Here is a 24770-nt window from a genome sequence, read left to right as displayed (position 1 = left end):
GTGGGGTCCAGAGTGCCGGGAAGCGCGGATAGTTGATCCCACCTGCGGAAACGCTCCAAGATCCCGTCCACAGGTCGTCCACGGACCCCGACATACGGCGGCTTTGGGTGGCGCAGAGCTGCACACGTCCGCAGATACACGAAGACCCCGTCCTCAGCGAAAGCGCTGGTGGCGGGGTCTTTGGGCACCTAATTCAAGGTGCCCCCGGCAGGATTCGAACCTGCGCACACGGCTCCGGAGGCCGTTGCTCTATCCCCTGAGCTACGGGGGCGTGTTCGCCGCGGCTGGCGTGGCGACGGGTAGAACCCTACCAGCTCCGTCGGGGTCCCCATGAACAGTTATTTCGCTGTTGAGATGGCGTCCCGGGAGGGCTGTGTACGGGGCCACGGGAGGGTGCTAGTCCCCTGTACGGGGCGGAAGTGGGGAAAACCCGGACGCCGTGGCGCTTGCGGACCTACTCTCGAGTTGTGCCAGGCGCGTCCGGCCGAGTGCTTGTTGTGGACGACAACAAGGTGATTCGGCAGCTGATCAGGGTCAATCTCGAGCTGGAGGGCTTCGAGGTCGTGACCGCGGCCGATGGTGCCGAATGTCTGGATGTGGTGCATCAGGTTCGGCCTGATGTGATCACTCTGGACGTCGTGATGCCCCGACTCGACGGACTGCGGACCGCCGCGCGGCTGCGCTCCGACGCCCATACGCGCGGCGTCCCCATCGTGATCGTCAGCGCCTGTACCCACCACGAGGTCGACACCGGACTCGACGTCGGGGTCGACGCCTTCCTCGCCAAGCCCTTCGAGCCCACTGAACTCGTCCGGGTCGTAAGGAAGTTGAGCGAGCGGGGGCGCGAGGGCGGTTGTGGTGCGGAGGAGACCGAGCGCGCGGGGCGTACACGGGGATAGGAGGTAGGGGGGAGCCGAGCGTGTCCGCATGTCGGACCATCCCGTAAACCGGGTCGCTTACCCACCCCCTTCCTCCCATACGCTTGTCCCGTGACCCCCGTCGAGCTCTCCCGTACCGTCCAGCGCGCCGTGCGCCGCGCGGTCGACGACGGTGAGCTGAGCGTGGCCGTGCCGGCACGTGTCGTGGTCGAGCGGCCGCGGCCCGGTGGATGCGGGGACTACTCCACGAACGTCGCCCTGCAGCTCGCCGGGCCCGCCGGGCGCCCGCCCCGGCACGTCGCCGAACTCCTTTCGCGGCGCCTCGCCGACAGCCCCGGCATCGCCGGCGTCGAGGTCACCGGCCCTGGATTCCTCAATCTCACCCTCGCCGGCGACGACCCCGGCGCCCTCGCCCGCCAGATTCTCGCCCGGGGTGACGGATATGGGTGCGGTGATGTTCTCGCAGGTCAGCGGTTTGAGGTTCGTGTTCCTTACGAGGTCAGGGCCGAGGTCGTCGCCGATTCGCTTCGGCGGATTCTCACCACGCAGGGTGCCGAGGCTCGTGTCGTCCAGGGTGAGACGCCCGAGCCTGAGGAGGGGGACGCGCACGTCGTGAATCTGCGGCCCGTACCCGCTCCCTGCGACCCCGCCGTCCTCGGCCGCGACGCGTCCCGCTGGGCCCTGCTCCTGCCCGCCGCGCACGACCGGCCCCGTATCGGCGACGAGCATCTCGCCCAGCGCGAGAGCAACCCCCTCTTCCGCGTCCGGTACGCCCACGCCCGCACCCGCGCCCTCACCCGCAACGCCGCCGCCCTCGGCTTCACCGCCGAACCCGGCGACGTACGCGACAACGACAAGGCGACCGGTTCGGGGGACGCCACCCCCGCCCAGGCGAACGCCGCGGCCCCCCTCCACACCGCCCTGTCCGCCCACCCCCAAACCCTCAGCCTCGCCGCCGCCCACCATGCCCCCGACCGGCTTGCCCGGCACCTCGTCGTGGTGGCCGACGCGTTTCTCGGGTTTCAGCACACTGTGCTTCCGCAGGGGGAGGAGAAACCCTCGGCCGCCCACCGTGCCCGGCTCGCGCTTGCCGAAGCCGCCGGGGCGGTGCTCGCCGGCGGCCTGTCCCTGCTCGGTATCGACGCACCCGAACATCTCTGAGAGAGCGCAGAAGACAGTCATGAGCCGTTCCGCACACCCCGCCGGGCCCCGCCACGCAGATGTCCTGACCGAGGGGCACTATGCTGCCCCGCCCGCCGATCTCAACGCCCTCGACCCGAAGGTGTGGTCGCAAACCGTCACCCGTGAGGGCGACGGCGCGGTCCGCGTCGGCGGTATCGAAGTGGCCCGGCTCGCCGAGGAGTTCGGCACCCCCGCCTACTTCCTCGACGAGGACGACTTCCGGGCCCGCTGCCGCGCCTGGCGCGATGCCTTCGGCCCCGACGCCGACGTCTTCTACGCCGGCAAGGCCTTCCTCTCCCGCGCCGTGGTGCGTTGGCTGGACGAGGAAGGGCTCAATCTGGACGTCTGTTCCGGTGGCGAGCTCGCCACCGCGCTGTCCGCCGGGATGCCCCCGGCCCGTATCGCCTTCCACGGCAACAACAAGTCCGAGGCAGAGATCGAGCGGGCCGTCGAGGTCGGCGTCGGGCGGATCGTGCTCGACTCGTTCCAGGAGATCGTGCGGGTGTCGCACATCGCCGAGCGGCTCGGCAAGCGCCAGCCCGTGCAGATCCGCGTGACGGTCGGTGTCGAGGCCCACACGCACGAGTTCATCGCCACCGCGCACGAGGACCAGAAGTTCGGGATCGCGCTCGCCGGTGGGCAGGCCGCCGAGGCCGTACGGCGTGCGCTCAAGCTCGACGGTCTCGAGCTCATCGGCATCCACAGCCACATCGGCTCGCAGATCTTCGACATGGCGGGCTTCGAGGTCGCCGCGCGGCGCGTCGTGTCGCTGCTGGCCGAGGTGCGCGACGAACACGGTGTCGAGCTGCCCGAGATCGACCTCGGCGGCGGTCTCGGCATCGCGTACACCTCCGATGACGACCCGAGCGAGCCGCACGAGATCGCCAAGGCGCTCGGCGAGATCGTGACGCGCGAATGCGAGGCGGCCGGTCTGCGCACGCCGCGCATCTCCGTCGAGCCGGGCCGCGCCATCGTCGGCCCGACCGCCTTCACGCTCTACGAGGTCGGCACCATCAAGCCGCTCGAAACCCTCCGTACGTACGTGTCCGTGGACGGCGGCATGTCGGACAACATCCGCACCGCCCTCTACGACGCCGAGTACACGGTCGCCCTCGTCTCGCGGCGCTCCGACGCCGAGCCGATGCTCGTCCGCGTGGTGGGCAAGCACTGTGAGAGTGGCGACATCGTGGTCAAGGACGCCTTCCTGCCCGCCGACCTCGCGCCCGGTGACCTGCTCGCGGTGCCGGCGACCGGTGCGTACTGCCGGTCCATGGCCAGCAACTACAACCACGCACTTCGCCCGCCCGTCGTCGCCGTGCGCGACGGTGAGGCGCGGGTGATCGTCCGGCGTGAGACGGAGGAAGATCTCCTGCGTCTCGACGTCGGATAAATGAAATACACGTCTCAGGATTCGGACCGGGGGCAGAAACCCCGGTCCGGTGGGTGAGACTGGTCCACTGAAGCAGTATCAAGCAGGCTGAGCTCTCTGAGCTGGGTTCAATGAAAGGCGTAGGTCGATGATGCGTACGCGTCCGCTGAAGGTGGCGCTCCTTGGCTGTGGGGTAGTCGGCTCAGAGGTGGCGCGCATCATGACGACGCACGCCGACGACCTCGCGGCCCGGATCGGCGCCCCCGTGGAACTGGCCGGGGTCGCCGTCCGGCGTCCGTCGAAGGTGCGCGAGGGCATCGACCCCTCGCTCGTGACGACGGACGCGACCGCGCTGGTCAAACGGGGCGACATCGACGTCGTCGTCGAGGTCATCGGAGGCATCGAGCCTGCCCGCGGCCTCATCATGACGGCGTTCGAGCACGGCGCCTCCGTCGTCTCCGCCAACAAGGCGCTCATCGCCCAGGACGGCGCCGCGCTGCACGCCGCCGCCGAGGAGCACGGCAAGGACCTCTACTACGAGGCCGCCGTCGCCGGTGCGATCCCGCTGATCAGGCCGCTGCGCGAGTCCCTCGCCGGCGACAAGATCAACCGCGTGATGGGCATCGTCAACGGCACCACGAACTTCATCCTCGACAAGATGGACTCGACGGGCGCCGGCTACCAGGAGGCCCTCGACGAGGCCACCGCGCTCGGCTACGCCGAGGCCGACCCGACCGCCGACGTCGAGGGCTTCGACGCCGCCGCCAAGGCCGCCATCCTCGCCGGGATCTCCTTCCACACCCGCGTCCGTCTCGACGACGTGTACCGCGAGGGCATGACCGAGGTGACCGCAGCCGACTTTGCTTCCGCGAAGGAGATGGGCTGCACCATCAAGCTGCTCGCGATCTGTGAGCGGGCGGCGCACGGCGGGTCCGTCACCGCGCGCGTGCACCCCGCGATGATCCCGCTCGACCACCCCCTCGCCTCCGTGCGCGGTGCGTACAACGCCGTGTTCGTCGAGGCCGAGGCCGCCGGCCAGCTCATGTTCTACGGGCCCGGAGCCGGCGGCGCGCCCACCGCGTCGGCCGTGCTCGGCGACCTCGTGGCCGTGTGCCGCAACAAGCTCGGCGAGGCCACCGGACCCGGTGACTCCGCCTACACCCAGCTGCCCGTCTCGCCCATGGGCGAGGTCGTGACGCGCTACCACATCAGCCTCGACGTGGCCGACAAGCCGGGCGTTCTCGCCCAGGTCGCGACGGTCTTCGCCGAGCACGGCGTATCCATTGACACGGTGCGCCAATCGGGCAAGGACGGCGAGGCCTCCCTCGTCGTGGTCACCCACCGTGCGGCGGACGCGGCCCTCACCGGGACCGTCGACGCGCTGCGCAAGCTCGACACCGTGCGTGGTGTCGCCAGCATCATGCGTGTTGAAGGGGAGTAACGAGCAATGACCCACCAGTGGCGCGGAATCATCGAGGAGTACCGCGACCGGCTTCCGGTGTCCGACACCACGCCGGTCGTCACGCTGCGCGAGGGCGGCACGCCGCTCGTGCCCGCCCAGGTGCTCTCCGAGCGCACGGGCTGCGAGGTCCACCTCAAGGTCGAGGGCGCCAACCCGACCGGGTCCTTCAAGGACCGCGGCATGACGATGGCGATCACGAAGGCCAAGGAGGAGGGCGCGCAGGCCGTCATCTGCGCGTCCACCGGCAACACGTCCGCCTCGGCCGCGGCCTACGCCGTGCGCGCCGGCATGGTCTGCGCCGTGCTCGTCCCGCAGGGCAAGATCGCGCTCGGCAAGATGGGCCAGGCGCTGGTCTACGGCTCGAAGATCCTCCAGGTCGACGGCAACTTCGACGACTGCCTGAACCTGGCCCGCGCCCTCTCCGAGAACTACCCGGTGGCGCTGGTCAATTCGGTCAACCCGTTCCGTATCGAGGGCCAGAAGACCGCCTCGTTCGAGATCGTCGACGCGCTCGGCGACGCGCCCGACATCCACGTCCTTCCCGTCGGCAACGCCGGCAACATCACGGCCTACTGGAAGGGCTACAAGGAGTACGCGGCGGACGGCATCGCCACGCACACCCCGCGCATGTGGGGCTTCCAGGCGTCCGGTTCCGCGCCCATCGTGCGCGGCGAGATCGTCAAGGACCCGTCGACGATCGCCACCGCGATTCGCATCGGCAACCCCGCGTCCTGGGACTTCGCGCTGGCCGCCCGTGACGAGTCCGGTGGCTTCATCGACGAAGTGACGGACCGTGAAATCCTGCGCGCCTACAAGCTGTTGGCGTCCCAGGAGGGTGTTTTCGTGGAGCCCGCGTCGGCCGCCTCCGTCGCCGGTCTGCTCAAGGCCGCCGAGCAGGGCAAGGTCGACAAGGGGCAGAAGATCGTCTGCACCGTCACGGGCAACGGACTCAAGGACCCCGACTGGGCCGTCGCGGGCGCCCCGCAGCCCGTCACCGTCCCGGTCGACGCGGCCACCGCGGCCGAGCGCCTCGGCCTGGCGTAACCGGACAGGGCCGGTCAACTCCACACAGGGGGTGCACAGGGGGCTTGCGACACGCATCGTGCGCCTCCTGTGCGCCCTATGTCGCCACAGAACCTTCCTTCGATAGGCTGTACCGAACCCACCCCGCCGCACATGCATATGCCGCGGTGCCGCAGGCGTTGTCGTAGCCCTCGCGGCCTTCGGGTTCTCACACGGGCAGCAATCATCGGATCTCTACCGCAGTCACCTCGTTCATCACGCAAGAACCGCAGCTCAAGGAGTGTCATCGAGCGATGGCCGGTCCCGCCTTCCGCGCCGCCGCCGTCAGGGTGCGCGTCCCCGCCTCCAGCGCCAACCTCGGCCCGGGCTTCGATGCTTTCGGGCTGTCGCTGGGTCTCTACGACGACGTGGTCGTCCGGGTCGCCGACTCCGGCCTGAACATCGACATCGCAGGTGAGGGCTCCGACACCCTCCCGCGCGACGAGTCCCATCTGCTCGTACGTTCCCTGCGCACCGCCTTCGACCTGCTCGGCGGACAGCCGCGCGGCCTCGAGGTCGTCTGCGCCAACCGGATCCCGCACGGCCGCGGCCTCGGCTCCTCGTCGGCCGCCATCTGCGCCGGCATCGTCGCCGCGCGCGCCGTGACGATAGGCGGCGACGCCCGGCTCGACGACGCGGCCCTTCTTGAGCTCGCGACCGAGATCGAGGGGCACCCGGACAACGTCGCGGCCTGCCTGCTCGGCGGCTTCACGCTCTCCTGGATGGACGGCGGCGCGGCCCGGGCGATCAGGATGGACCCCGCTGGTTCCATCGTTCCGGTGGTTTTCGTACCGGGAAAGCCGGTACTCACCGAGACCGCACGCGGTCTCCTGCCGCGCAGCGTCCCCCATGTGGACGCCGCGGTGAACGCGGGCCGAGCGGCCCTGCTCGTAGAGGCCCTCACGAGGCGCCCCGAGCTGCTGCTGCCCGCCACCGAGGACCGGCTCCACCAGGAGTACCGGGCTCCCGCGATGCCGGAGAGCCTCGCACTTGTGGAGCGGCTGCGGGCCGACGGCGTACCCGCGGTGATCTCAGGGGCGGGCCCCACGGTCCTCGCCCTTGTGGAGAAGGAAGCGGCCGACAAGGTCGCCCGGCTGGCCGGTGAGGGATGGGCGGCCAACCGCCTCGACCTCGATGTCGACGGAGCGAGCGTGCTGCCGCTTGCTCACTGACACCCGGTTGCCGGAATTCGAGAGGGGGAATATTTGTTGGATCCGGTAGTGTTAACCTCAAGTCTGCACCCGACCCCACCATGGCGAGGTGCTGTGTGTCCCCCTCCGGGACAACCATTCTTCCAGGAGCCCCGCAAATTGCTCGGTGCCGTGCGCTGAGCCGTTTCGAGCATGCTCCGGAACCGGTGTGATCGAGCCGGGTGACACGGACATTCCAGTGGAACCCGCGGCTTCGGGACTCGCCGCCACCTAATGAATTCTTCCGCCGCATTGGCGGACCACCGCCCCGGCACGGTCCATACCGACAGGACCACCGCCGGACAGCACAACCGGTCGCCGAGCCAGACAGGCCGACGTCCGCTCCAGGGAAGGACCCTTCGTGAGCGACACCACCGATCTGATGGGCGTGAGCGCCGACAGCTCCGCTGTTGCGCCCTCCGCCGATGCGGATGCGCCTGCTGCCGGCGCTGCGGGCTCCCGGCGGCGCCGCGGTACCGGCCTCGAGGGCATGGTGCTGGCCGAGCTCCAGCAGGTCGCATCGGGCCTCGGTATCAGGGGCACCGCGCGTATGCGCAAGAGCCAGCTGATCGAGGTCATCAAGGAGGCGCAGGCCGGGGGAGGCGCTCCCGCGAAGAGCGCCGACACCACCGAGACCAAGCCGAAGCGCCGCGCCACCTCCAAGGCGCGCACCGGCGACGAGGCCGCGGCGAACGGCACCGAGGCCCCCGCCAAGGCGGCCAAGGCCGAAGACGCCAAGGCCGCGAAGGCCGCCGCTCAGCAGCAGATCGACATCCCCGGTCAGCCGGCGAGCGACGAAAAGGGCGGCGAGCGCCGCCGCCGCCGTGCCACCTCCGAGGCCGGCAGCCCCGAGACCGTCACGGCCGAGGCGAAGACCGAGACCAAGACGGACGCCCAGGGCGAGGCCAAGGGCGATGCCGGTGACAACGGCGCCGAGGGCCGTCGCGAGCGCCGTGACCGTCGTGACCGCGGCGGCGACCGCGGTGACCGTGGCGGCGACCGCGGTGAGCGCGGTGGCCGTGACCGCGGCGACCGCCGTGGCAAGGGCGACGAGCAGGGCAAGGAGCAGGGCGGGGGCAACCGTCAGCCGCAGGGCGGCGGGCGCCAGGACCGTCAGCGTGACAACGGCCCGCAGGACGACGGCTTCGACGATGAGGGTGGCCGCCGCGGACGCCGTGGCCGCTACCGCGACCGCCGTGGCCGTCGTGGCCGCGACGAGGCCGGCTTCGGCAACGAGGTGCAGGTCTCCGAGGACGACGTCCTGATCCCCGTCGCGGGCATCCTGGACATCCTCGACAACTACGCGTTCATCCGGACCTCCGGCTACCTGCCCGGTCCGAACGACGTGTACGTGTCGCTCGCCCAGGTCCGCAAGAACGGCCTGCGCAAGGGTGACCACGTCACCGGCGCGGTCCGCCAGCCCAAGGACGGCGAGCGCCGCGAGAAGTTCAACGCGCTCGTCCGCCTCGACTCGGCGAACGGCATGGCGGCCGAATCCGGGCGCGGGCGGCCGGAGTTCAACAAGCTGACGCCGCTCTACCCGCAGGACCGGCTCCGTCTGGAGACCGACCCGGGCATCCTGACCACCCGCATCATCGACCTCGTGTCGCCGATCGGTAAGGGCCAGCGAGGCCTGATCGTGGCCCCGCCGAAGACCGGCAAGACCATGATCCTGCAGGCGGTCGCCAACGCGATCACCGTCAACAGCCCCGAGTGCCACCTGATGGTCGTCCTGGTCGACGAGCGTCCGGAAGAGGTCACCGACATGCAGCGGTCGGTGAAGGGCGAGGTCATCTCCTCGACCTTCGACCGCCCGGCCGAGGACCACACCACGGTCGCCGAGCTCGCCATCGAGCGCGCCAAGCGTCTCGTGGAGCTCGGTCACGACGTGGTCGTCCTGCTCGACTCGATCACGCGTCTGGGCCGTGCCTACAACCTGGCGGCGCCGGCCTCCGGCCGCATCCTGTCCGGTGGTGTCGACTCGACCGCGCTCTACCCGCCGAAGCGCTTCTTCGGTGCGGCGCGCAACATCGAGGACGGCGGCTCGCTGACCATTCTCGCCACGGCGCTGGTCGACACCGGCTCGCGCATGGACGAGGTGATCTTCGAGGAGTTCAAGGGCACCGGCAACATGGAGCTCAAGCTCGACCGCAAGCTCTCCGACAAGCGCATCTTCCCGGCGGTGGACGTCGACGCGTCCTCCACCCGTAAGGAAGAGATCCTGCTCAACGCGGAAGAGCTGGCGATCGTCTGGAAGCTGCGCCGTGTGCTGCACGCGCTCGACTCGCAGCAGGCCATCGAGCTGCTTCTCGACAAGATGAAGCAGACGAAGTCGAACGCCGAGTTCCTGATGCAGATCGCGAAGACGACGCCGACGCCGGGCAACGGCAACGACTAAGAGCTTCGCTCTGCGGTAGCACCGCTCAAGGGCCGCCCCCGTCACATCCGTGACGGGGGCGGCCCTTTGTGCTGTTCGGGGAGGGTTGTACGATCACGCTCTTCATCCAACGTTCAACTCATCGCTCCCTGGGGGGACTTGCGTGGACATATCTGTATCCGGCTCCGGCCGGCACCGTCGAAGACTCGGCAAGGTGCTGCCGGCCGCCGCGGCCGGGCTCGCGCTGATCGGCGGAGGCGCGTTCGCCGTCACCTCTTATGCGGGGGAGTCCGACACCGGCCGGGTCGTGCAGCCGCCGCCCGGTGCGAAGACCGCGGAGCCTGCGGCGTCCTCCCCGTCGCCGAGCGGCGACAAGAAGGTCACGCCCCGCATCATCGGCGGCACCACGAGCGCCGCCTCCTGGATGGTGCAGCTCGTCTACAACGACCCCGCCGGCGGCTCGTACTTCGTCTGCGGCGGCACCCTGGTCGCGCCCAACAAGGTGCTCACCGCCGCGCACTGCCTGCACGACGAGAACGGCAACCGGCAGGACTGGGGCAAGTACGGCGAAGTCGCCGTGGGCACCAGCAAGAGCGTCACCGTCGCCGGCAACGGCGCCACGTACATCGACGTCACCCGCAGCTGGGTGCGCGACGGCTACGACCCCGACGCCATCACGAACGACGTCGCCCTGCTCACCCTCGCCAAGCCGGTCGCCCAGACCACGTTGGAGCTGGCCGGAGAGGGAGACGGCGCGCTGTACGCCGCCGGCACGAACGCCACCGTGTACGGCTGGGGCCTCACCAGCTCGAACGAGGACACCGCCGACATCGCGTCCCAGCTGCAGAAGGTCACCCTGCCGCTGAACTCCGACGACGCCTGCACCCAGAACCTCGACCCGTACTTCCAGGCCGGGAAGATGATCTGCGCCGGACAGCTCGGCACCGGCGACGACAGCACGGGCAAGACCACGTGCCCGGGTGACTCCGGCGGCCCGCTCGTCGTGGGCGACAAGGTGGTCGGCATCGTGTCCTGGGGCATCAGCCAGGGCAAGCAGGTCTGCAACGTCTCCGGCACGTACGAGGCGTTCACCAAGGTCTCCACGTACCAGTCCAAGGTCCGTCCGCGCATCGACGACACCGACATCAGCCGCAACGGCAAGGCCGACCTCTTCGTCCGCGCCGCGTCCGGTGGCAAGGGGTACGTCAAGGAGTCCACGGGCAGCGGGTTCGCCACGCGCAAGACGCTGACCGGGTCCTGGAGCGCGTACAACCTGGTCCTCCAGGCCGACATGAACCGCGACGGGTACCAGGACTTCATCATCCGCCGCCGGTCCGACGGGGCCGTCTACTGGCGCCACCGGTCCGCGTCCAGCTCGACGTACACGGACACGAAGATCGCGAGCGACTGGGCGACACGGAAGTTCATCGTGGTGCCCGGTGATGTCACCGGCGACCGGTTCCCCGACCTGCTTTCGGCGACCTCCGGCGGCACGCTCTACCTGTACCCCGGCAAGGGCGACGGGACGTACGGCACCCGCACCACCGTCGGCAGCGGCTACCAGGTCTTCAACTCCCTGCGCGGCAAGGGCGACTTCACCGGTGACGGCAGGAGCGACCTGATCGCCCGCGGCAGCGGCGGCAAGCTGTACCTCCTCAAGGGCACCGGCAAGGCGTCCGCGCCCTTCGAGACCGGCGTGCAGGTGCGCACCTGGGACGGGTACAACGCGTTCGCGGCGCCGGGTGACGTGACCGGCGACGGCAAGGCCGACTACGTGGCCCGCACGCCCGGCGGCACGCTCTATCTGTACCCGGGCACAGGGACCGCCTCCTCGGAGATCTTTGCCACACGCATCAAGATCGGGACCGGCTACACGCAGTACAACGTCTTCGGATAAACCCGCAGGTGAGAGCCGGACGATCGGCTCTCGTCAGCACGCGCTGTGCCCGTCGCGACCATCGCGGCGGGCACAGCGCGTTGTGCAACCCTTCTTCCCGGTTTCCACGTCCGGTGAGGGCACGGACGAAGAGACGTCCGATCGAGCCTGACCCTGCAAACAGGGGGTAACCGAACAAACGAGCAGTTGAGGACTGAGGAGCACATGTCTGACGAGAGCAGCCCCGCGACCACCGATCCGAGCCGCCCCACCCGCGGCGGCGGAGGTGGCGGCCGACGGCGCAAGCCGCGAGCCAAGCGCAGCAAGGCCCTCGTCATCACGGCCTGCACCGCGGCGGGACTCGTCGTCGTGGCCGGCGCGGGCGCCGGCTTCCTGTACTTCAAGCTCAACGGGAACATCAAGGGCGTCGACATCAACGCCGCGCTCGGCACCGACCGCCCCACGAACGTCGACAACGGCTCGATGGACATACTGGTCCTCGGCTCGGACTCGCGCTCCGGCGCGAACGCCAAGTACGGCGAGGACGGCGGCGGCGCCCGCTCCGACACCGCGATGGTCGTCCACGTGTACAAGGGCCACAAGAAGGCCAGCGTGGTCTCCATACCGCGCGACACCCTCGTGACACGGCCGACCTGCACCGACAGCGCCGGGAACACGGTCGCGGGCGGCAGCCAGCAGATGTTCAACACGGCGTACGAGGTCGGCGGCCCGGCCTGCGCCGTCAAGACGGTCGAGAAGATGTCCGGTATCCGCATGGACCACTACGTCGAGGTCGACTTCTCGGGCTTCAAGAAGCTCATCAACACCCTCGGCGGCGTCGACATCACCACCCAGCAGGCCATCAACGACGACAAGAGCCATCTGCACCTGGCGGCCGGCACGCACACCCTCACCGGCGAGCAGGCGCTCGGCCTCGTCCGTACCCGGCACGCCGTCGGCGACGGCAGCGACCTGGGCCGAATACAGCTCCAGCAGGCCTTCATGAAGGCGCTGATCAACCAGATCAAGGACGTCGGCGTCTTCACCAGCCCCAAGAAGCTCTACGACCTCGCGGACACCGCCACCAGCGCCGTCACCACCGACTCCGAGCTCAACTCGGTCAAGGAACTGGCGGGCTTCGCGGGCGGCCTCAAGGGCATCGGCGCCGGCGACATGAAGATGGTGACGCTCCCCGTCCAGTACGACCCCGCCGATCCGAACCGCGTACTCCCGCTGGAGAAGGCGGGTGCGAGGGTATGGGCGGCGGTCAAGGCGGACCAGCCCGTTCCGGCCTCCGCGATCAAGAACTCCGCCGGTGACAAGGGCTCCGCGGGCTCCGTCGTCACCAGCCACTAGCCGGTCACCGGCCGTCATCGGCCACCGGTCACCACGTGCCGGTGACCCTTCGGGAATAGTTCCGCCCCGACCCCGGTTTTGGGGGATACGGCCAGTCCTGGCAGACTGGTACGTCGGCCCCGGTTCACGCCCCCGCAATCCGCGGAAGCGACCCGGAGCCCTCCGAGATCATAGGAGACACCTTGAAGCGCGACATCCACCCCGAGTACGTCGAGACGCAGGTCAGCTGCACCTGTGGCGCGTCGTTCACCACCCGTAGCACCATCTCGTCCGGCACCGTCCGTGCCGAGGTCTGCTCGGAGTGCCACCCGTTCTACACGGGCAAGCAGAAGATCCTCGACACCGGTGGCCGCGTGGCCCGCTTCGAGGCCCGCTTCGGCAAGGCTGCTGCCGCCAACAAGTAGCGAGCCACTTGCGCCGGTCCACGGCCGCCCTTCGGGGCGGGCCGGGACCGGCGTGCTTGTTTTTGGTTGGCCGGGGACCCGGGGGTCTTCCCTGGCCGGCCGGTGGCCGTTCCCTTTCGCTGTACCTCACTTCAGGAGCCGGAGATGTTCGAGGCCGTCGAGGACCTCATCGGTGAGCACGCCGATCTCGAGAAGAAGCTCGCGGACCCCTCGGTCCACGCCGACCAGGCGAACGCGCGCAAGCTCAACAAGCGCTACGCCGAGCTGACCCCGATCGTCGCCACCTACCGCTCCTGGAAGCAGACCGGTGACGACATCGAGACCGCGCGCGAACTCGCCGCGGACGACCCGGACTTCGCCGCCGAGGTGAAGGACCTCGAGAAGCAGCGCGCGGAGATCACCGAGAAGCTGCGGCTCCTGCTGGTCCCCCGGGACCCCAACGACGACAAGGACGTCATCCTCGAGGTCAAGGCGGGCGCGGGCGGCGACGAGTCGGCCCTCTTCGCCGGCGACCTGCTGCGCATGTACCTGCGGTACGCGGAGCGCGTCGGCTGGAAGACCGAGATCATCGACGCCACCGAGTCCGAACTGGGCGGCTACAAGGATGTCCAGGTCGCCGTGAAGACCAAGGGCGGCAACGGCGCGACCGAGCCCGGCCAGGGCGTCTGGGCCCGCCTGAAGTACGAGGGCGGCGTGCACCGCGTGCAGCGTGTGCCGTCGACCGAGTCGCAGGGCCGCATCCACACCTCCGCGGCCGGCGTCCTCGTGACGCCCGAGGCCGAGGACGTCGACGTCGAGATCCACGCGAACGACCTCCGCATCGATGTCTACCGCTCGTCGGGCCCCGGCGGCCAGTCCGTCAACACGACGGACTCCGCGGTGCGCATCACGCACCTGCCCACCGGAGTGGTCGCCTCCTGCCAGAACGAGAAGAGCCAGCTCCAGAACAAGGAGCAGGCGATGCGTATCCTGCGCTCCAGGCTTCTCGCAGCAGCAGTGGAGAAGGCCGAGGCCGAGGCCGCGGACGCGCGCCGCAGCCAGGTCCGTACCGTCGACCGCTCCGAGAAGATCCGTACATACAACTTCCCGGAGAACCGCATCTCGGACCACCGCGTCGGTTTCAAGGCGTACAACTTGGACCAGGTGCTCGACGGTGAGCTCGACCCGGTGATCCAGGCCTGCGTCGACGCCGACTCGGCCGCCAAGCTCGCCGCCGCCTAAGCCACGCCCAAAAGACCAGCTCAGCCCCGGAGGACCAGCGTGCAGCAACATCTTGGGGGGCGACCCCCAAACCCCCGCAGCGTGCTGCTCGCGGAAGTCGCCCAGGCCACCCAGCGCCTCGCCGACGCGGGCGTGCCCTCGCCGCGCAACGACGCGGAGGAGCTCGCCGCCTTCGTGCACGGCGTGAAGCGGGGCGAGCTGCATCTCGTCAAGGACGCGGACTTCGACGCCCGTTACTGGGAGGTCACCGCGCGCCGCGAGGCCCGCGAGCCGCTCCAGCACATCACCGGGCGCGCCTACTTCCGCTACCTCGAACTCCAGGTGGGGCCGGGCGTGTTCGTGCCGCGGCCCGAGACGGAGTCCGTGGTCGGCTGGGCCATAGACGCCGTACGGGCCATGGATGTCGTCGAGCCGCTCATCGTCGACCTGTGCACGGGCTCGGGCGCCATCGCGCTCGCCCTCGCGCAGGAGGTCCCGCGCTCCCGTGTGCACGCCGTGGAGCTGTCCGAGGACGCCCTGCGCTGGACGCGCAAGAACGTCGAGGGATCCAGGGTCGACCTGCGCCAGGGAGACGCCCTGGAGGCTTTCCCGGAGCTCGACGGCCAGGTCGACCTGGTGGTCTCCAACCCGCCGTACATCCCGCTCACCGAGTGGGAGTACGTCGCCCCCGAGGCCCGCGACCACGACCCCGAACTCGCTCTGTTCTCAGGCGAGGACGGGCTCCACCTGATCCGCGGCATCGAGCGCACCGCGCACCGCCTGCTGCGGCCCGGAGGCGTCGTCGTCGTCGAGCACGCCGACACCCAGGGCGGCCAGGTCCCGTGGATCTTCACCGAGGAACGGGGCTGGGCCGACGCCGCCGACCACCCCGACCTGAACAACCGCCCGCGCTTCGCGACCGCCCGCAAGGCGATGCCGTGACGCGACAGAATCAGCGCAGCACCAGCAGTCCCGGCGGCATCAGCAGTCCCGGCAGCACCAGCACTTCCCGCATCTCTCGCATGGACTACGTGTACTTCGTGTACGAGGAGGCCCGCTAAATGGCTCGGCGATACGACACCAACGACGCGTCGGACCGTACGACCGGTCTGCGTGAAGCCGCGTCCGCCGTCCGCCGCGGTGAGCTGGTCGTGCTGCCCACCGACACCGTGTACGGCATCGGCGCCGACGCCTTCACCTCCGAGGCGGTCGCCGACCTCCTGGACGCCAAGGGGCGCGGCCGCAACATGCCGACCCCGGTCCTCATCGGCTCCCCGAACACGCTGCACGGCCTCGTCACGGACTTCTCCGAGATGGCGTGGGAACTCGTCGACGCGTTCTGGCCGGGCGCCCTCACGCTCGTCGCCAAGCACCAGCCGTCCCTGGCGTGGGACCTCGGCGACACCCGTGGCACCGTCGCCGTGCGCATGCCCCTGCACCCGGTCGCGATCGAGCTGCTCACCGAGGTCGGCCCCATGGCCGTGTCCTCCGCGAACCTCACCGGGCACCCCGCCCCCGAGGACTGCGACGCCGCGCAGGACATGCTCGGCGACTCCGTCTCCGTCTACCTCGACGGCGGCCCCACGCCCGGCATCGTCCCGTCCTCGATCGTCGACGTGACCGGGAAGGTTCCGGTGCTCCTGCGCGCGGGTGCCCTGACCGCGGACGAGCTGCGCAAGGTCGTACCCGACCTCGAGGTGGCGAATTGACAGCCCCTGAGACGGGGCGTGGCATAGGCAACGGGGACTCCTTCCGCATCCTCCATGTCAGCACCGGCAACGTGTGCCGCTCGCCGATCACCGAGCGGCTGACCCGGCATGCCCTGGTGGACCGGCTCGGCGACCCCCTCGTACGCGGTCTGATCGTCGAGAGCGCGGGCACCTGGGGCCACGAGGGCGCGCCCATGGAGGCCAACGCCGAGACGGTCCTCGCTGACTTCGGGGCGGACGCCTCCGGCTTCGTGGGCCGCGAGCTCCTCGACGACCACGTGATCCGCGCGGACCTGGTCCTCACGGCCACCCGCGACCACCGCGCCCAGGTCATCTCCATGGGCCACAGCGCGGGCCTGCGCACCTTCACGCTGAAGGAGTTCACACGCCTCGTCCAGGCGATCGATCCGGCCACGCTGCCCGATCCGCTGGACGGCGGCGTGGTGGAGCGCGCACGCGCCCTGGTGCGCGCCGCGGCGGCTCTACGCGGGTGGCTTCTCGCCCCGAACGCCGAGGCCGACGAGGTCTACGACCCGTACGGCGCACCTCTGCCCTTCTTCCGCTCGGTCGGCGAGGAGATCAGCGAAGCGCTGGAGCCCGTGGTGACGGCGCTGACGGGCGTTCCGGCGTGCAAATGAACTCAGTGACAGCGACTGCCGGAGTACCCGCTCGTACCTGAGTTCCGGGCGGCGCGGGCATTGCGGGCCTACATTGGATTTGAGGTCACCCCCGCGAGGTCCGGAGCCCAAGATGCCGGTCACCACTGAACAAGCCCCCGCCGGTGCGACGTACGCGCACGCCGGCTTCGACGTGCTGCGTCTGCAGGACCCGGAGATCGCCGAGATCATGCTAGGCGAGGCGGCCCGGCAGGCCACGTCGCTCCAGCTGATCGCAGCCGAGAACTTCACGTCGCCGGCCGTCCTTGCGGCCCTCGGCTCCCCGCTCGCCAACAAGTACGCCGAGGGCTACCCCGGCGCCCGCCACCACGGCGGCTGCGAGCTCGTCGACATGGCGGAGCGCATCGCCGTCGACCGGGCCAGAGCGCTCTTCGGGGCCGAGCACGCCAATGTGCAGCCCCACTCCGGCTCCTCCGCGGTCCTCGCCGCGTACGCCGCCCTGCTGCGCCCCGGCGACACCGTCCTCGCGATGGGGCTCTCGTACGGCGGCCACCTCACCCATGGGTCGCCCGCGAACTTCTCGGGCCGCTGGTTCGACTTCGTGCCCTACGGAGTCGACCCCGAGTCCGGCCTCATCGACCACGACCAGGTCCGCGCGCTGGCCCGCGCCCACCGTCCCAAGGCGATCGTCTGCGGATCCATCGCCTATCCGCGGCACATCGACTACGCGGCCTTCCGCGACATCGCCGACGACGTGGGCGCCTACCTCATCGCCGACGCCGCGCACCCCATCGGCCTGGTCGCCGGGGGAGCGGCGCCGAACCCGGTGCCGTACGCCGATGTCGTCTGCGCCACCACGCACAAGGTCCTGCGCGGCCCCCGCGGCGGCATGGTCCTGTGCGGGGCCGAGCTCGCCGCGCGGATCGACCGGGCCGTCTTCCCCTTCACGCAGGGCGGTGCCCAGATGCACACGATCGCCGCCAAGGCCGTCGCGTTCGGCGAGGCGGCGACCCCGGCCTTCGCCGCGTACGCCCGTCAGGTCGTCGCCAACGCGAGGGTTCTCGCGGCCGCGCTGGACGCCGAGGGCCTCGCGATCACCACCGGCGGCACGGACACCCATCTGCTGACCGCCGACCCCACCTCTCTGGGCGTCGACGGCCCGACCGCCCGGGGCCGGCTCGCCTCGGCCGGCATGGTCCTCGACACCTGCGCGCTGCCCTTCGGGGACGGGCGCGGCCTGCGCCTCGGCACCGCCGCCGTCACCACCCAGGGCATGGGCGAACCGGAGATGGCGCGCATCGCGGTGCTCTTCTCGGGGGTGCTGCGAGATGAGGTCGATCCGCGTACAGCGCGCGCGGAAGTGCGCGATCTCACCGGAAGATTTCCGCCGTATCCGGCCTAGACAGGGGTAGGCGGGCCAGGGTGGTCCGTCACTCGTGCAACCATCGTCGCTACCCGGCAGTCCTTCACCACATGCGCGCGAAGCTAGGGTGTGGGGCTGAGATGGCCAGCGATATCTGTGGGGAAGCCCGTGCGTGAATACCTGCTGACGCTCTGCATCACGGCCGCGGTGACATACCTGCTGACCGGCCCGGTGCGGAAGTTCGCGATCGTGGCCGGCGCCATGCCGGAGATCCGCGCCCGCGACGTACACCGGGAGCCCACGCCCCGGCTCGGCGGGATCGCCATGTTCTTCGGTCTGTGCGCGGGTCTCCTCGTCGCGGACCACCTGACGAACCTCAGTCCCGTCTTCGAGATGTCGAACGAGCCACGGGCGTTGCTCTCCGGAGCCGCCCTGATCTGGCTGATCGGTGTCCTGGACGACAAGTTCGAGATCGACGCCCTGATCAAGCTTGGCGGCCAGATGATCGCCGCCGGCGTCATGGTCATGCAGGGTCTTACGATCCTGTGGCTGCCGATCCCGGGTGTGGGCACGGTCTCGCTGACGCAGTGGCAGGGCACGCTCCTCACGGTCGCCCTGGTCGTGATCAGCATCAACGCGGTCAACTTCGTGGACGGCCTCGACGGGCTCGCGTCCGGCATGGTGTGCATCGCGGCGTCGGCGTTCTTCCTGTACTCGTACCGCCTCTGGTACGGCTACGGCATCGAGGCGGCCGCCCCCGCGACACTGTTCGCGGCGATCCTGATCGGCATGTGTCTGGGTTTCCTGCCGCACAACATGCACCCCGCCAGGATCTTCATGGGCGACTCCGGATCGATGCTGATCGGCCTCGTCCTGTCCGCCGGCGCCATCTCCATCACCGGCCAGGTCGACCCGAGCCTGATGAAGCTGAACTTCGGCGGCACCCGTGACGCCACCCACGCGATGATCCCGGTCTTCATCCCGCTGCTGATGCCGCTGACGATCATCGCGATCCCGTTCGCGGACCTCGTCCTCGCGATCGTGCGCCGCACCTGGAAGGGCCAGTCGCCGTTCGCGGCCGACCGCGGTCACCTGCACCACCGGCTCCTGGAGATCGGCCACTCCCACAGCCGCGCGGTCCTGATCATGTACTTCTGGTCGGCGCTGTTCGCCTTCGGAGCGGTCGCCTACTCCGTCCACTCGACGTCCATGTGGATCGTCCTGGCGATCGTCGCGCTCAGCTTCGTCGGTCTCGTACTGCTTCTGCTGCCGCGCTTCACGCCGCGCGCCCCGCGCTGGGCGGAGGCCTTCGTGCCGCCGCGCTACCGGCGCAGGCGGGCCGCGCGGGCGTCGGCCGAGGTGCCTGAGACGTCGCCGTCGTACGCGGCTCAGGAAGAGGCCGAGGCGGCCGAGGATGCACCCGAGGGCGAGGGCTCGCGCACGCCGATGCCGGCAGGAGTCAACGGGGCAACGGCCATTGGCCCCCGTTCGCGCTTCCTGGATCGTCGCAAGGCGCACTCGTCGCGCTGACGCGAGACACGAAAACGCCTCATTACCAGACAAGTTGGCCGTGTTTTTGCACAGACGCGCGGATTACCTCTCACGTGTGACAGTGAGCACACCGCAGAGGTAAAGACCTCATCAAATAGTTTGTGATACCGTTCACGAGACCCGGGGATAGAGCCGAAGGACCGTAGTGCGACGGCCCATTGGCCCGAAGTTCCCTCTCGGCCCCGGTCTACGCTCGTCCATGACGACACCCTGCCCCCACCCAGTAAAGGGAGCTGCCGCCATGCCCTCCAACGACGCACGGATCCTCCTTCAGGCCGTTGTGCCCACAGCCATTGCCGGCGCGCTTGCCGCCGTGATCAGTGGTGTGGTCGCCGGCGGCAAGGGAGCCCTCGGTGCAGTCATCGGCACGGTGGTCGTGATCGTCTTCATGGGCCTCGGGCAGGTCGTCCTCCAGCGGACGGCAAAATCGCTTCCTCAGCTCTTCCAGGCGATGGGGCTGATGCTCTACGTCGCCCAGCTGCTGCTGCTTCTGATCTTCGTCGCCGTCTTCAAGGACACGACGCTGTTCAACCCCAAGGCCTTCGCCGCTTCACTCGTCGCCGCCACCGTCGTATGGATGGCCGCGCAGGCGCGTGCGCACATGAAGGCCAAGATTTTCTATATCGATCCCGACTCGGCCAAAGACTCCGAGAAGAGCGACAAGCCCGAGAATTCAGGGTCGTCCTCATGAGGGGTAGGGGCGGGATAAGTGCGGGTTCGCGTTACTGCTATCGTCCGGTGCCAACTGCGGCACTGCGGGCGCGGGCATCTGAGCTGACGCCTGCTCGACTGCGAGGCTCACTGCCTGCCTGCCGCCCCCACATCCGAAACACCAGACCGGTGCCGATCCGCGGCTGCGCGCCGCAACGACACAACGAGGTTGCCGTACCTATGCGTCACGCCGAAGGAGCCCGTGGTGAGTGCTGACCAGACTGAGCTCGCCTTTGACTGGAGCTGTCGGATCCTGTCCGACAACGGCTGCGGCTTTCCGGCTCCCGGTCTGCACTCGTTCCTGTTCCAGCCGATCTTCACCGTCGGCGGGTTCGAGTTCAACAAGGTGATGCTGCTTGCCCTGTTGACGACGCTGGTCATCATGAGCCTCTTCTACGCCGCCTTCGGCCGCGCCAAGGTGGTTCCGGGGAAGCTCCAGATGATCGGTGAGGCGGGGTACGACTTCGTACGCCGCAACATCGTCTACGAGACCCTCGGCAAGAAGGAGGGCGAAAAGTACGTCCCCGTCATGGTCTCGATGTTCTTCTTCATCTGGATCATGAACGTGTGGTCCGTGATTCCGCTGGCCCAGTTCCCGGTGTCGTCGGTCATCGCGTACCCGATCGTGCTCGCCGTCATCGTCTACCTGATCTGGGTGCCGCTGACCTTCAAGCGCCACGGCTTCGTGGGCGGCTGGAAGAACATCACGGGCTACGACAACTCGCTCGGCCCGATCAAGTGGCTCGTCTCGTTCATCGAGTTCTTCTCGAACCTGCTCGTCCGGCCGTTCACGCACGCGGTGCGACTGTTCGCGAACATGTTCGCCGGTCACCTGATGCTGGTGATGTTCACCGTCGCCTCCTGGTACCTGCTGAACAGCTACATGATCCCGGCCGCGGGCGTCTCGTTCGTCATGACCATCGTCATGATCCTCTTCGAGCTTTTCGTGCAGGCCGTCCAGGCGTACGTCTTCGTGCTCCTTGCCTGCTCGTACATCCAGGGCGCGCTCGCCGAGCACCACTGAGCCAGTCCCGACCCGTCATATTTCAGTCGTCCGGTGGCCAACCCCCACCGGTTCGTTAAAGAGAAGGAAGTAACGGCATGTCCGCGACCATCGAACTCGCCGCTGGCGTCACCGGCTCCCTCGGTTCCATCGGCTACGGTCTCGCTGCCATCGGCCCCGGCATCGGCGTCGGCATCGTCTTCGGTAACGGCACCCAGGCCCTGGCCCGTCAGCCCGAGGCCGCCGGTCTGATCCGCGCCAACCAGATCCTCGGCTTCGCCTTCTGTGAGGCCCTCGCCCTTATCGGCATCGTCATGCCGTTCGTGTTCGGTCGCTAAACCCAGCTACCTGACACTTTTCGACGAAAGGCACTGATGTGATCGCCAACCTGGTTGCACTCGCGGCCGAGGAGGAGCAGAACCCGCTCATCCCGCCGGGTCCCGAGCTGCTCATTGGCACGCTTGCCTTCGCCATCGTCTTTTTCTTCTTCGCCAAGAAGCTCCTCCCGCGTATCAACAAGACGCTGGAAGAGCGCCGCGAGCTGATCGAAGGCGGTATCGAGAAGGCTGAGTCGGCCCAGACCGAGGCCCAGAGCGTGCTCGAGCAGTACAAGGCTCAGCTGGCCGAGGCTCGTCACGAGGCCGCGCGTCTGCGCCAGGAGGCGCAGGAGCAGGGCGCCACGCTCATCGCCGAGATGCGCGCGGAAGGCCAGCGGCAGCGTGAGGAAATCATCGCCGCCGGCCACTCGCAGATCGAGGCCGACCGCAAGGCCGCCGCTCAGGCGCTGCGTCAGGACGTGGGCCAGCTGGCCACCACCCTGGCCGGCAAGCTGGTCGGCGAGTCGCTTGAGGACCACGCCCGGCAGTCGCGCACGATCGACCGCTTCCTCGATGACCTCGAGGAGAAGGCCGAGGCTGCTCGATGACTGCCCACGGAGCGAGCCGCGAGGCACTCGCCTCCGCACGTGAGCGTCTCGACGCGCTGACCGACAGCACCACGGTCGACGTCCGACAGCTCGCCGGAGAGCTTGCCGCGGTCACCGCGCTGCTCGACCGCGAGGTGTCGCTGCGTCGGGTCCTGACCGACCCGGCGCAGTCCGGTGAGGCCAAGGCCGAGCTCGCGGGACGCCTGCTGAGCGGCCAGGTCAGCGGTTCGACCGCCGACCTGGTGGCCGGCCTGGTCCGCTCCCGCTGGTCCGCTCCGCGCGACCTGGTCGACTCCGTCGAGGAGCTGGCCAACATCGCCGAGCTGACCGCGGCGCAGAAGGCCGGCGAGCTGGACGACGTCGAGGACGAGCTGTTCCGGTTCGGCCGGATCGTCTCCTCGAGCACCGAGCTGCGCGCCGCGCTCACGGACCGTATCGCCACGGGCACGGCCAAGAGCGAGCTGCTGCGCAGCCTGCTCGGCGGTCGCGCCACGGCCTCCACCGAGCGTCTCGTCGAGCGCCTTGTGACCCAGCCGCGTGGACGTAGCCTGGAGATGGGACTCGAGTCCCTGTCCAAGCTCGCCGCGGAGCGCCGGGACCGCATGGTCGCCGTCGTCACCACGGCGGTTCCGCTGAGCGATGCGCAGAAGCAGCGCCTGGGCGCCGCCCTGGCAAAGCTCTACGGGCGTCAGATGCACCTGAACCTGGACGTGGACCCCGAGGTCCTCGGCGGGATCACCGTGCTGGTGGGCGAAGAGCTCATCAACGGAAGCATCGCGGACCGCATTGAGGACGCCAGCCGCCGTATGGCCGGCTAGCGGACTCGCACAACGTAGTAGTACCTACGGCCCTAGTTGGGCCGTGCAGAGGATTCCTGGGGGCTGACCCCAGACCCCCCAAGAAAACTTTCGGGCCCAACAAGGAGAGCAGGGAACCCAGATGGCGGAGCTCACGATCCGGCCGGAGGAGATCCGGGACGCGCTGGAGAACTTTGTCCAGGCGTACAAGCCGGACGCGGCCTCGCGCGAGGAGGTCGGTACGGTCACCCTTGCCGGCGACGGCATCGCGAAGGTCGAGGGCCTGCCCTCGGCCATGGCCAACGAACTGCTGAAGTTCGAGGACGGCACCCTCGGCCTCGCCCTCAACCTCGAGGAGCGCGAGATCGGTGCCATCGTGCTCGGTGAGTTCACCGGTATCGAGGAGGGCCAGCCGGTGCAGCGCACCGGTGAGGTGCTCTCCGTCGCCGTCGGCGAGGGCTACCTGGGTCGCGTCGTCGACCCGCTCGGCACCCCGATCGACGGCCTCGGCGAGATCGAGACCAGCGCGCGTCGTGCCCTTGAGCTGCAGGCCCCCACGGTCATGCAGCGCAAGTCGGTGCACGAGCCGATGGAGACCGGCTACAAGGCCGTCGACGCGATGACCCCGATCGGCCGCGGTCAGCGTCAGCTGATCATCGGCGACCGCCAGACGGGCAAGACCGCCCTGGCTGTCGACACGATCATCAACCAGCGCGACAACTGGCGCACCGGCGACCCGAAGAAGCAGGTCCGCTGCATCTACGTCGCCATCGGCCAGAAGGGCTCGACCATCGCCTCCGTGCGTGGCGCCCTGGAAGAGGCCGGCGCGCTGGAGTACACGACCATCGTCGCCGCCCCGGCGTCCGACCCGGCCGGCTTCAAGTACCTGGCGCCGTACACCGGTTCGGCCATCGGCCAGCAGTGGATGTACGAGGGCAAGCACGTCCTCATCATCTTCGACGACCTCTCGAAGCAGGCCGACGCCTACCGCGCCGTGTCCCTGCTGCTCCGCCGCCCGCCGGGGCGCGAGGCCTACCCGGGTGACGTCTTCTACCTGCACTCCCGCCTCCTCGAGCGCTGCGCGAAGCTCTCGGACGAGATGGGTTCCGGCTCGATGACCGGTCTGCCGATCGTCGAGACCAAGGCGAACGACGTGTCGGCGTTCATCCCGACCAACGTCATCTCCATCACCGACGGCCAGTGCTTCCTGGAGTCGGACCTGTTCAACGCCGGTCAGCGCCCCGCGCTGAACGTCGGTATCTCCGTCTCCCGAGTCGGTGGTTCCGCGCAGCACAAGGCGATGAAGCAGGTCTCCGGCCGCCTCCGCGTGGACCTCGCCCAGTTCCGTGAGCTCGAGGCGTTCGCCGCCTTCGGTTCCGACCTGGACGCCGCGTCGAAGGCCCAGCTGGAGCGCGGTCAGCGCATGGTCGAGCTGCTCAAGCAGCCCCAGTACCAGCCGATGGCGACCGAGGACCAGGTTGTCTCCGTCTGGGCCGGCACCACCGGCAAGATGGACGACGTCCCGGTCGTGGACATCCGGCGCTTCGAGCGCGAGCTGCTCGACTACCTGCACCGCAAGGAGCAGGGCCTGATGACCTCCATCAAGGAGGGCGGCAAGATGTCGGACGACACCCTGACCGCCGCCGCCGACGCCATCGCGGACTTCAAGAAGCAGTTCGAGACCTCGGACGGGAAGCTTCTCGGCGAGGACGCTCCGGCCGCCGCCGGTAAGTGACGA

General features: G+C 69.1%; 23 protein-coding genes and 1 tRNA gene. 23 read left to right on the top strand and 1 reads right to left on the bottom strand.

Annotated features, from left to right (window positions below; translation table 11 throughout):
* Window positions 1-199 precede the first annotated feature (199 nt).
* Window positions 200-271, bottom strand: a tRNA-Arg gene (locus CG723_RS25835).
* A gap of 100 nt (window positions 272-371) precedes the next feature.
* Between CG723_RS25835 and CG723_RS25830 the strand changes: the two genes are divergently transcribed.
* The 23 genes from CG723_RS25830 to atpA all read left to right on the top strand — a co-directional run bounded on the left by CG723_RS25830 (window position 372) and on the right by atpA (window position 24767).
* Window positions 372-899 carry a response regulator gene (locus CG723_RS25830; protein WP_442802590.1) on the top strand — a complete coding sequence of 176 codons (528 nt, stop codon included), beginning with the start codon at window positions 372-374 and terminating at the stop codon, window positions 897-899.
* Between the two features lie 90 nt (window positions 900-989).
* Complete coding sequence (nrtL, locus tag CG723_RS25825) at window positions 990-2039, top strand: ArgS-related anticodon-binding protein NrtL (RefSeq protein WP_100595871.1); 1050 nt, start codon at window positions 990-992, stop codon at window positions 2037-2039.
* A 19-nt stretch (window positions 2040-2058) separates the two neighbouring features.
* Complete coding sequence (gene lysA / locus CG723_RS25820) at window positions 2059-3450, top strand: diaminopimelate decarboxylase (RefSeq protein WP_100595870.1); 1392 nt, start codon at window positions 2059-2061, stop codon at window positions 3448-3450.
* 130 nt (window positions 3451-3580) lie between these two features.
* A complete protein-coding gene (locus CG723_RS25815) occupies window positions 3581-4870 on the top strand; it encodes a homoserine dehydrogenase (protein WP_100595989.1) in 1290 nt (429 codons plus the stop codon).
* 6 nt (window positions 4871-4876) lie between these two features.
* Window positions 4877-5935, top strand: coding sequence for a threonine synthase (thrC, locus tag CG723_RS25810; RefSeq protein WP_100595869.1), 1059 nt, complete (start codon window positions 4877-4879; stop codon window positions 5933-5935).
* Between the two features lie 272 nt (window positions 5936-6207).
* A complete protein-coding gene (thrB, locus tag CG723_RS25805) occupies window positions 6208-7125 on the top strand; it encodes a homoserine kinase (RefSeq protein WP_100595868.1) in 918 nt (305 codons plus the stop codon).
* A 379-nt stretch (window positions 7126-7504) separates the two neighbouring features.
* Complete coding sequence (gene rho, locus CG723_RS25800) at window positions 7505-9541, top strand: transcription termination factor Rho (RefSeq protein ID WP_100595867.1); 2037 nt, start codon at window positions 7505-7507, stop codon at window positions 9539-9541.
* Between the two features lie 142 nt (window positions 9542-9683).
* Window positions 9684-11417: a trypsin-like serine protease gene (locus CG723_RS25795; RefSeq protein WP_234374514.1), complete on the top strand. Its 1734-nt coding sequence runs from the start codon at window positions 9684-9686 to the stop codon at window positions 11415-11417.
* A gap of 204 nt (window positions 11418-11621) precedes the next feature.
* A complete protein-coding gene (locus CG723_RS25790; protein WP_100595865.1) occupies window positions 11622-12752 on the top strand; it encodes an LCP family protein in 1131 nt (376 codons plus the stop codon).
* Between the two features lie 182 nt (window positions 12753-12934).
* Complete coding sequence (gene rpmE / locus CG723_RS25785) at window positions 12935-13156, top strand: 50S ribosomal protein L31 (RefSeq protein WP_100595864.1); 222 nt, start codon at window positions 12935-12937, stop codon at window positions 13154-13156.
* 144 nt (window positions 13157-13300) lie between these two features.
* Entirely contained in the window at window positions 13301-14377 is a 1077-nt protein-coding gene (prfA, locus tag CG723_RS25780; RefSeq protein WP_100595863.1) for a peptide chain release factor 1, read from the top strand.
* Window positions 14378-14458: 81 nt separating this feature from the next.
* A complete protein-coding gene (prmC, locus tag CG723_RS25775) occupies window positions 14459-15298 on the top strand; it encodes a peptide chain release factor N(5)-glutamine methyltransferase (protein ID WP_100595862.1) in 840 nt (279 codons plus the stop codon).
* On the top strand, window positions 15295-15417 hold the full coding sequence (locus tag CG723_RS48705; protein WP_267893728.1) for a hypothetical protein: 123 nt from the start codon (window positions 15295-15297) through the stop codon (window positions 15415-15417). Before prmC ends, CG723_RS48705 begins: the two co-directional genes overlap by 4 nt.
* Window positions 15418-16065: an L-threonylcarbamoyladenylate synthase gene (locus CG723_RS25770; RefSeq protein WP_100595861.1), complete on the top strand. Its 648-nt coding sequence runs from the start codon at window positions 15418-15420 to the stop codon at window positions 16063-16065.
* Window positions 16062-16703, top strand: a complete 642-nt coding sequence (locus tag CG723_RS25765; RefSeq protein ID WP_100595860.1) for an arsenate reductase/protein-tyrosine-phosphatase family protein — start codon at window positions 16062-16064, stop codon at window positions 16701-16703. Before CG723_RS25770 ends, CG723_RS25765 begins: the two co-directional genes overlap by 4 nt.
* Window positions 16704-16815: 112 nt before the next feature.
* The gene (gene glyA, locus CG723_RS25760; protein ID WP_100595859.1) at window positions 16816-18084 is read left to right on the top strand and encodes a serine hydroxymethyltransferase; all 1269 of its coding nucleotides are present in this window, start codon (window positions 16816-16818) and stop codon (window positions 18082-18084) included.
* Between the two features lie 129 nt (window positions 18085-18213).
* On the top strand, window positions 18214-19575 hold the full coding sequence (locus CG723_RS25755) for an MraY family glycosyltransferase (protein WP_100595858.1): 1362 nt from the start codon (window positions 18214-18216) through the stop codon (window positions 19573-19575).
* 262 nt (window positions 19576-19837) lie between these two features.
* Window positions 19838-20287, top strand: coding sequence for a hypothetical protein (locus tag CG723_RS25750; protein ID WP_100595857.1), 450 nt, complete (start codon window positions 19838-19840; stop codon window positions 20285-20287).
* Between the two features lie 273 nt (window positions 20288-20560).
* Window positions 20561-21331 (top strand): F0F1 ATP synthase subunit A, encoded by a 771-nt coding sequence (atpB, locus tag CG723_RS25745; protein WP_100595988.1) that lies wholly within the window; start codon window positions 20561-20563, stop codon window positions 21329-21331.
* 77 nt (window positions 21332-21408) lie between these two features.
* On the top strand, window positions 21409-21648 hold the full coding sequence (atpE, locus tag CG723_RS25740; protein ID WP_100595856.1) for an ATP synthase F0 subunit C: 240 nt from the start codon (window positions 21409-21411) through the stop codon (window positions 21646-21648).
* Window positions 21649-21686: 38 nt separating this feature from the next.
* Window positions 21687-22235 carry a F0F1 ATP synthase subunit B gene (locus tag CG723_RS25735; protein WP_100595855.1) on the top strand — a complete coding sequence of 183 codons (549 nt, stop codon included), beginning with the start codon at window positions 21687-21689 and terminating at the stop codon, window positions 22233-22235.
* Window positions 22232-23053, top strand: coding sequence for a F0F1 ATP synthase subunit delta (locus CG723_RS25730; protein ID WP_100595854.1), 822 nt, complete (start codon window positions 22232-22234; stop codon window positions 23051-23053). Before CG723_RS25735 ends, CG723_RS25730 begins: the two co-directional genes overlap by 4 nt.
* Before the next feature lie 121 nt (window positions 23054-23174).
* Window positions 23175-24767: a F0F1 ATP synthase subunit alpha gene (gene atpA, locus CG723_RS25725; RefSeq protein WP_100595853.1), complete on the top strand. Its 1593-nt coding sequence runs from the start codon at window positions 23175-23177 to the stop codon at window positions 24765-24767.
* The last annotated feature ends 3 nt before the right edge of the window (window positions 24768-24770 follow it).

Source organism: Streptomyces sp. CB01635 (genome assembly GCF_002803065.1).
In the GTDB taxonomy this organism is placed as follows: Bacteria; Actinomycetota; Actinomycetes; order Streptomycetales; family Streptomycetaceae; genus Streptomyces.
The sequence above is the reverse complement of the archived record's forward strand: the minus strand, read 5'-3'. Positions and strand labels throughout refer to the sequence as shown.

Coding starts and splice junctions, on each gene's coding strand:
- lysA (WP_100595870.1), top strand. CDS start 2,059: ATGAGCCGTTCCGCACACCCCGCCGGGCCCCGCCACGCAGATGTCCTG.
- CG723_RS25815 (WP_100595989.1), top strand. CDS start 3,581: ATGCGTACGCGTCCGCTGAAGGTGGCGCTCCTTGGCTGTGGGGTAGTC.
- thrC (WP_100595869.1), top strand. CDS start 4,877: ATGACCCACCAGTGGCGCGGAATCATCGAGGAGTACCGCGACCGGCTT.
- thrB (WP_100595868.1), top strand. CDS start 6,208: ATGGCCGGTCCCGCCTTCCGCGCCGCCGCCGTCAGGGTGCGCGTCCCC.
- CG723_RS25790 (WP_100595865.1), top strand. CDS start 11,622: ATGTCTGACGAGAGCAGCCCCGCGACCACCGATCCGAGCCGCCCCACC.
- prfA (WP_100595863.1), top strand. CDS start 13,301: ATGTTCGAGGCCGTCGAGGACCTCATCGGTGAGCACGCCGATCTCGAG.
- CG723_RS25770 (WP_100595861.1), top strand. CDS start 15,418: ATGGCTCGGCGATACGACACCAACGACGCGTCGGACCGTACGACCGGT.
- glyA (WP_100595859.1), top strand. CDS start 16,816: ATGCCGGTCACCACTGAACAAGCCCCCGCCGGTGCGACGTACGCGCAC.
- CG723_RS25750 (WP_100595857.1), top strand. CDS start 19,838: ATGCCCTCCAACGACGCACGGATCCTCCTTCAGGCCGTTGTGCCCACA.
- atpE (WP_100595856.1), top strand. CDS start 21,409: ATGTCCGCGACCATCGAACTCGCCGCTGGCGTCACCGGCTCCCTCGGT.
- CG723_RS25730 (WP_100595854.1), top strand. CDS start 22,232: ATGACTGCCCACGGAGCGAGCCGCGAGGCACTCGCCTCCGCACGTGAG.
- atpA (WP_100595853.1), top strand. CDS start 23,175: ATGGCGGAGCTCACGATCCGGCCGGAGGAGATCCGGGACGCGCTGGAG.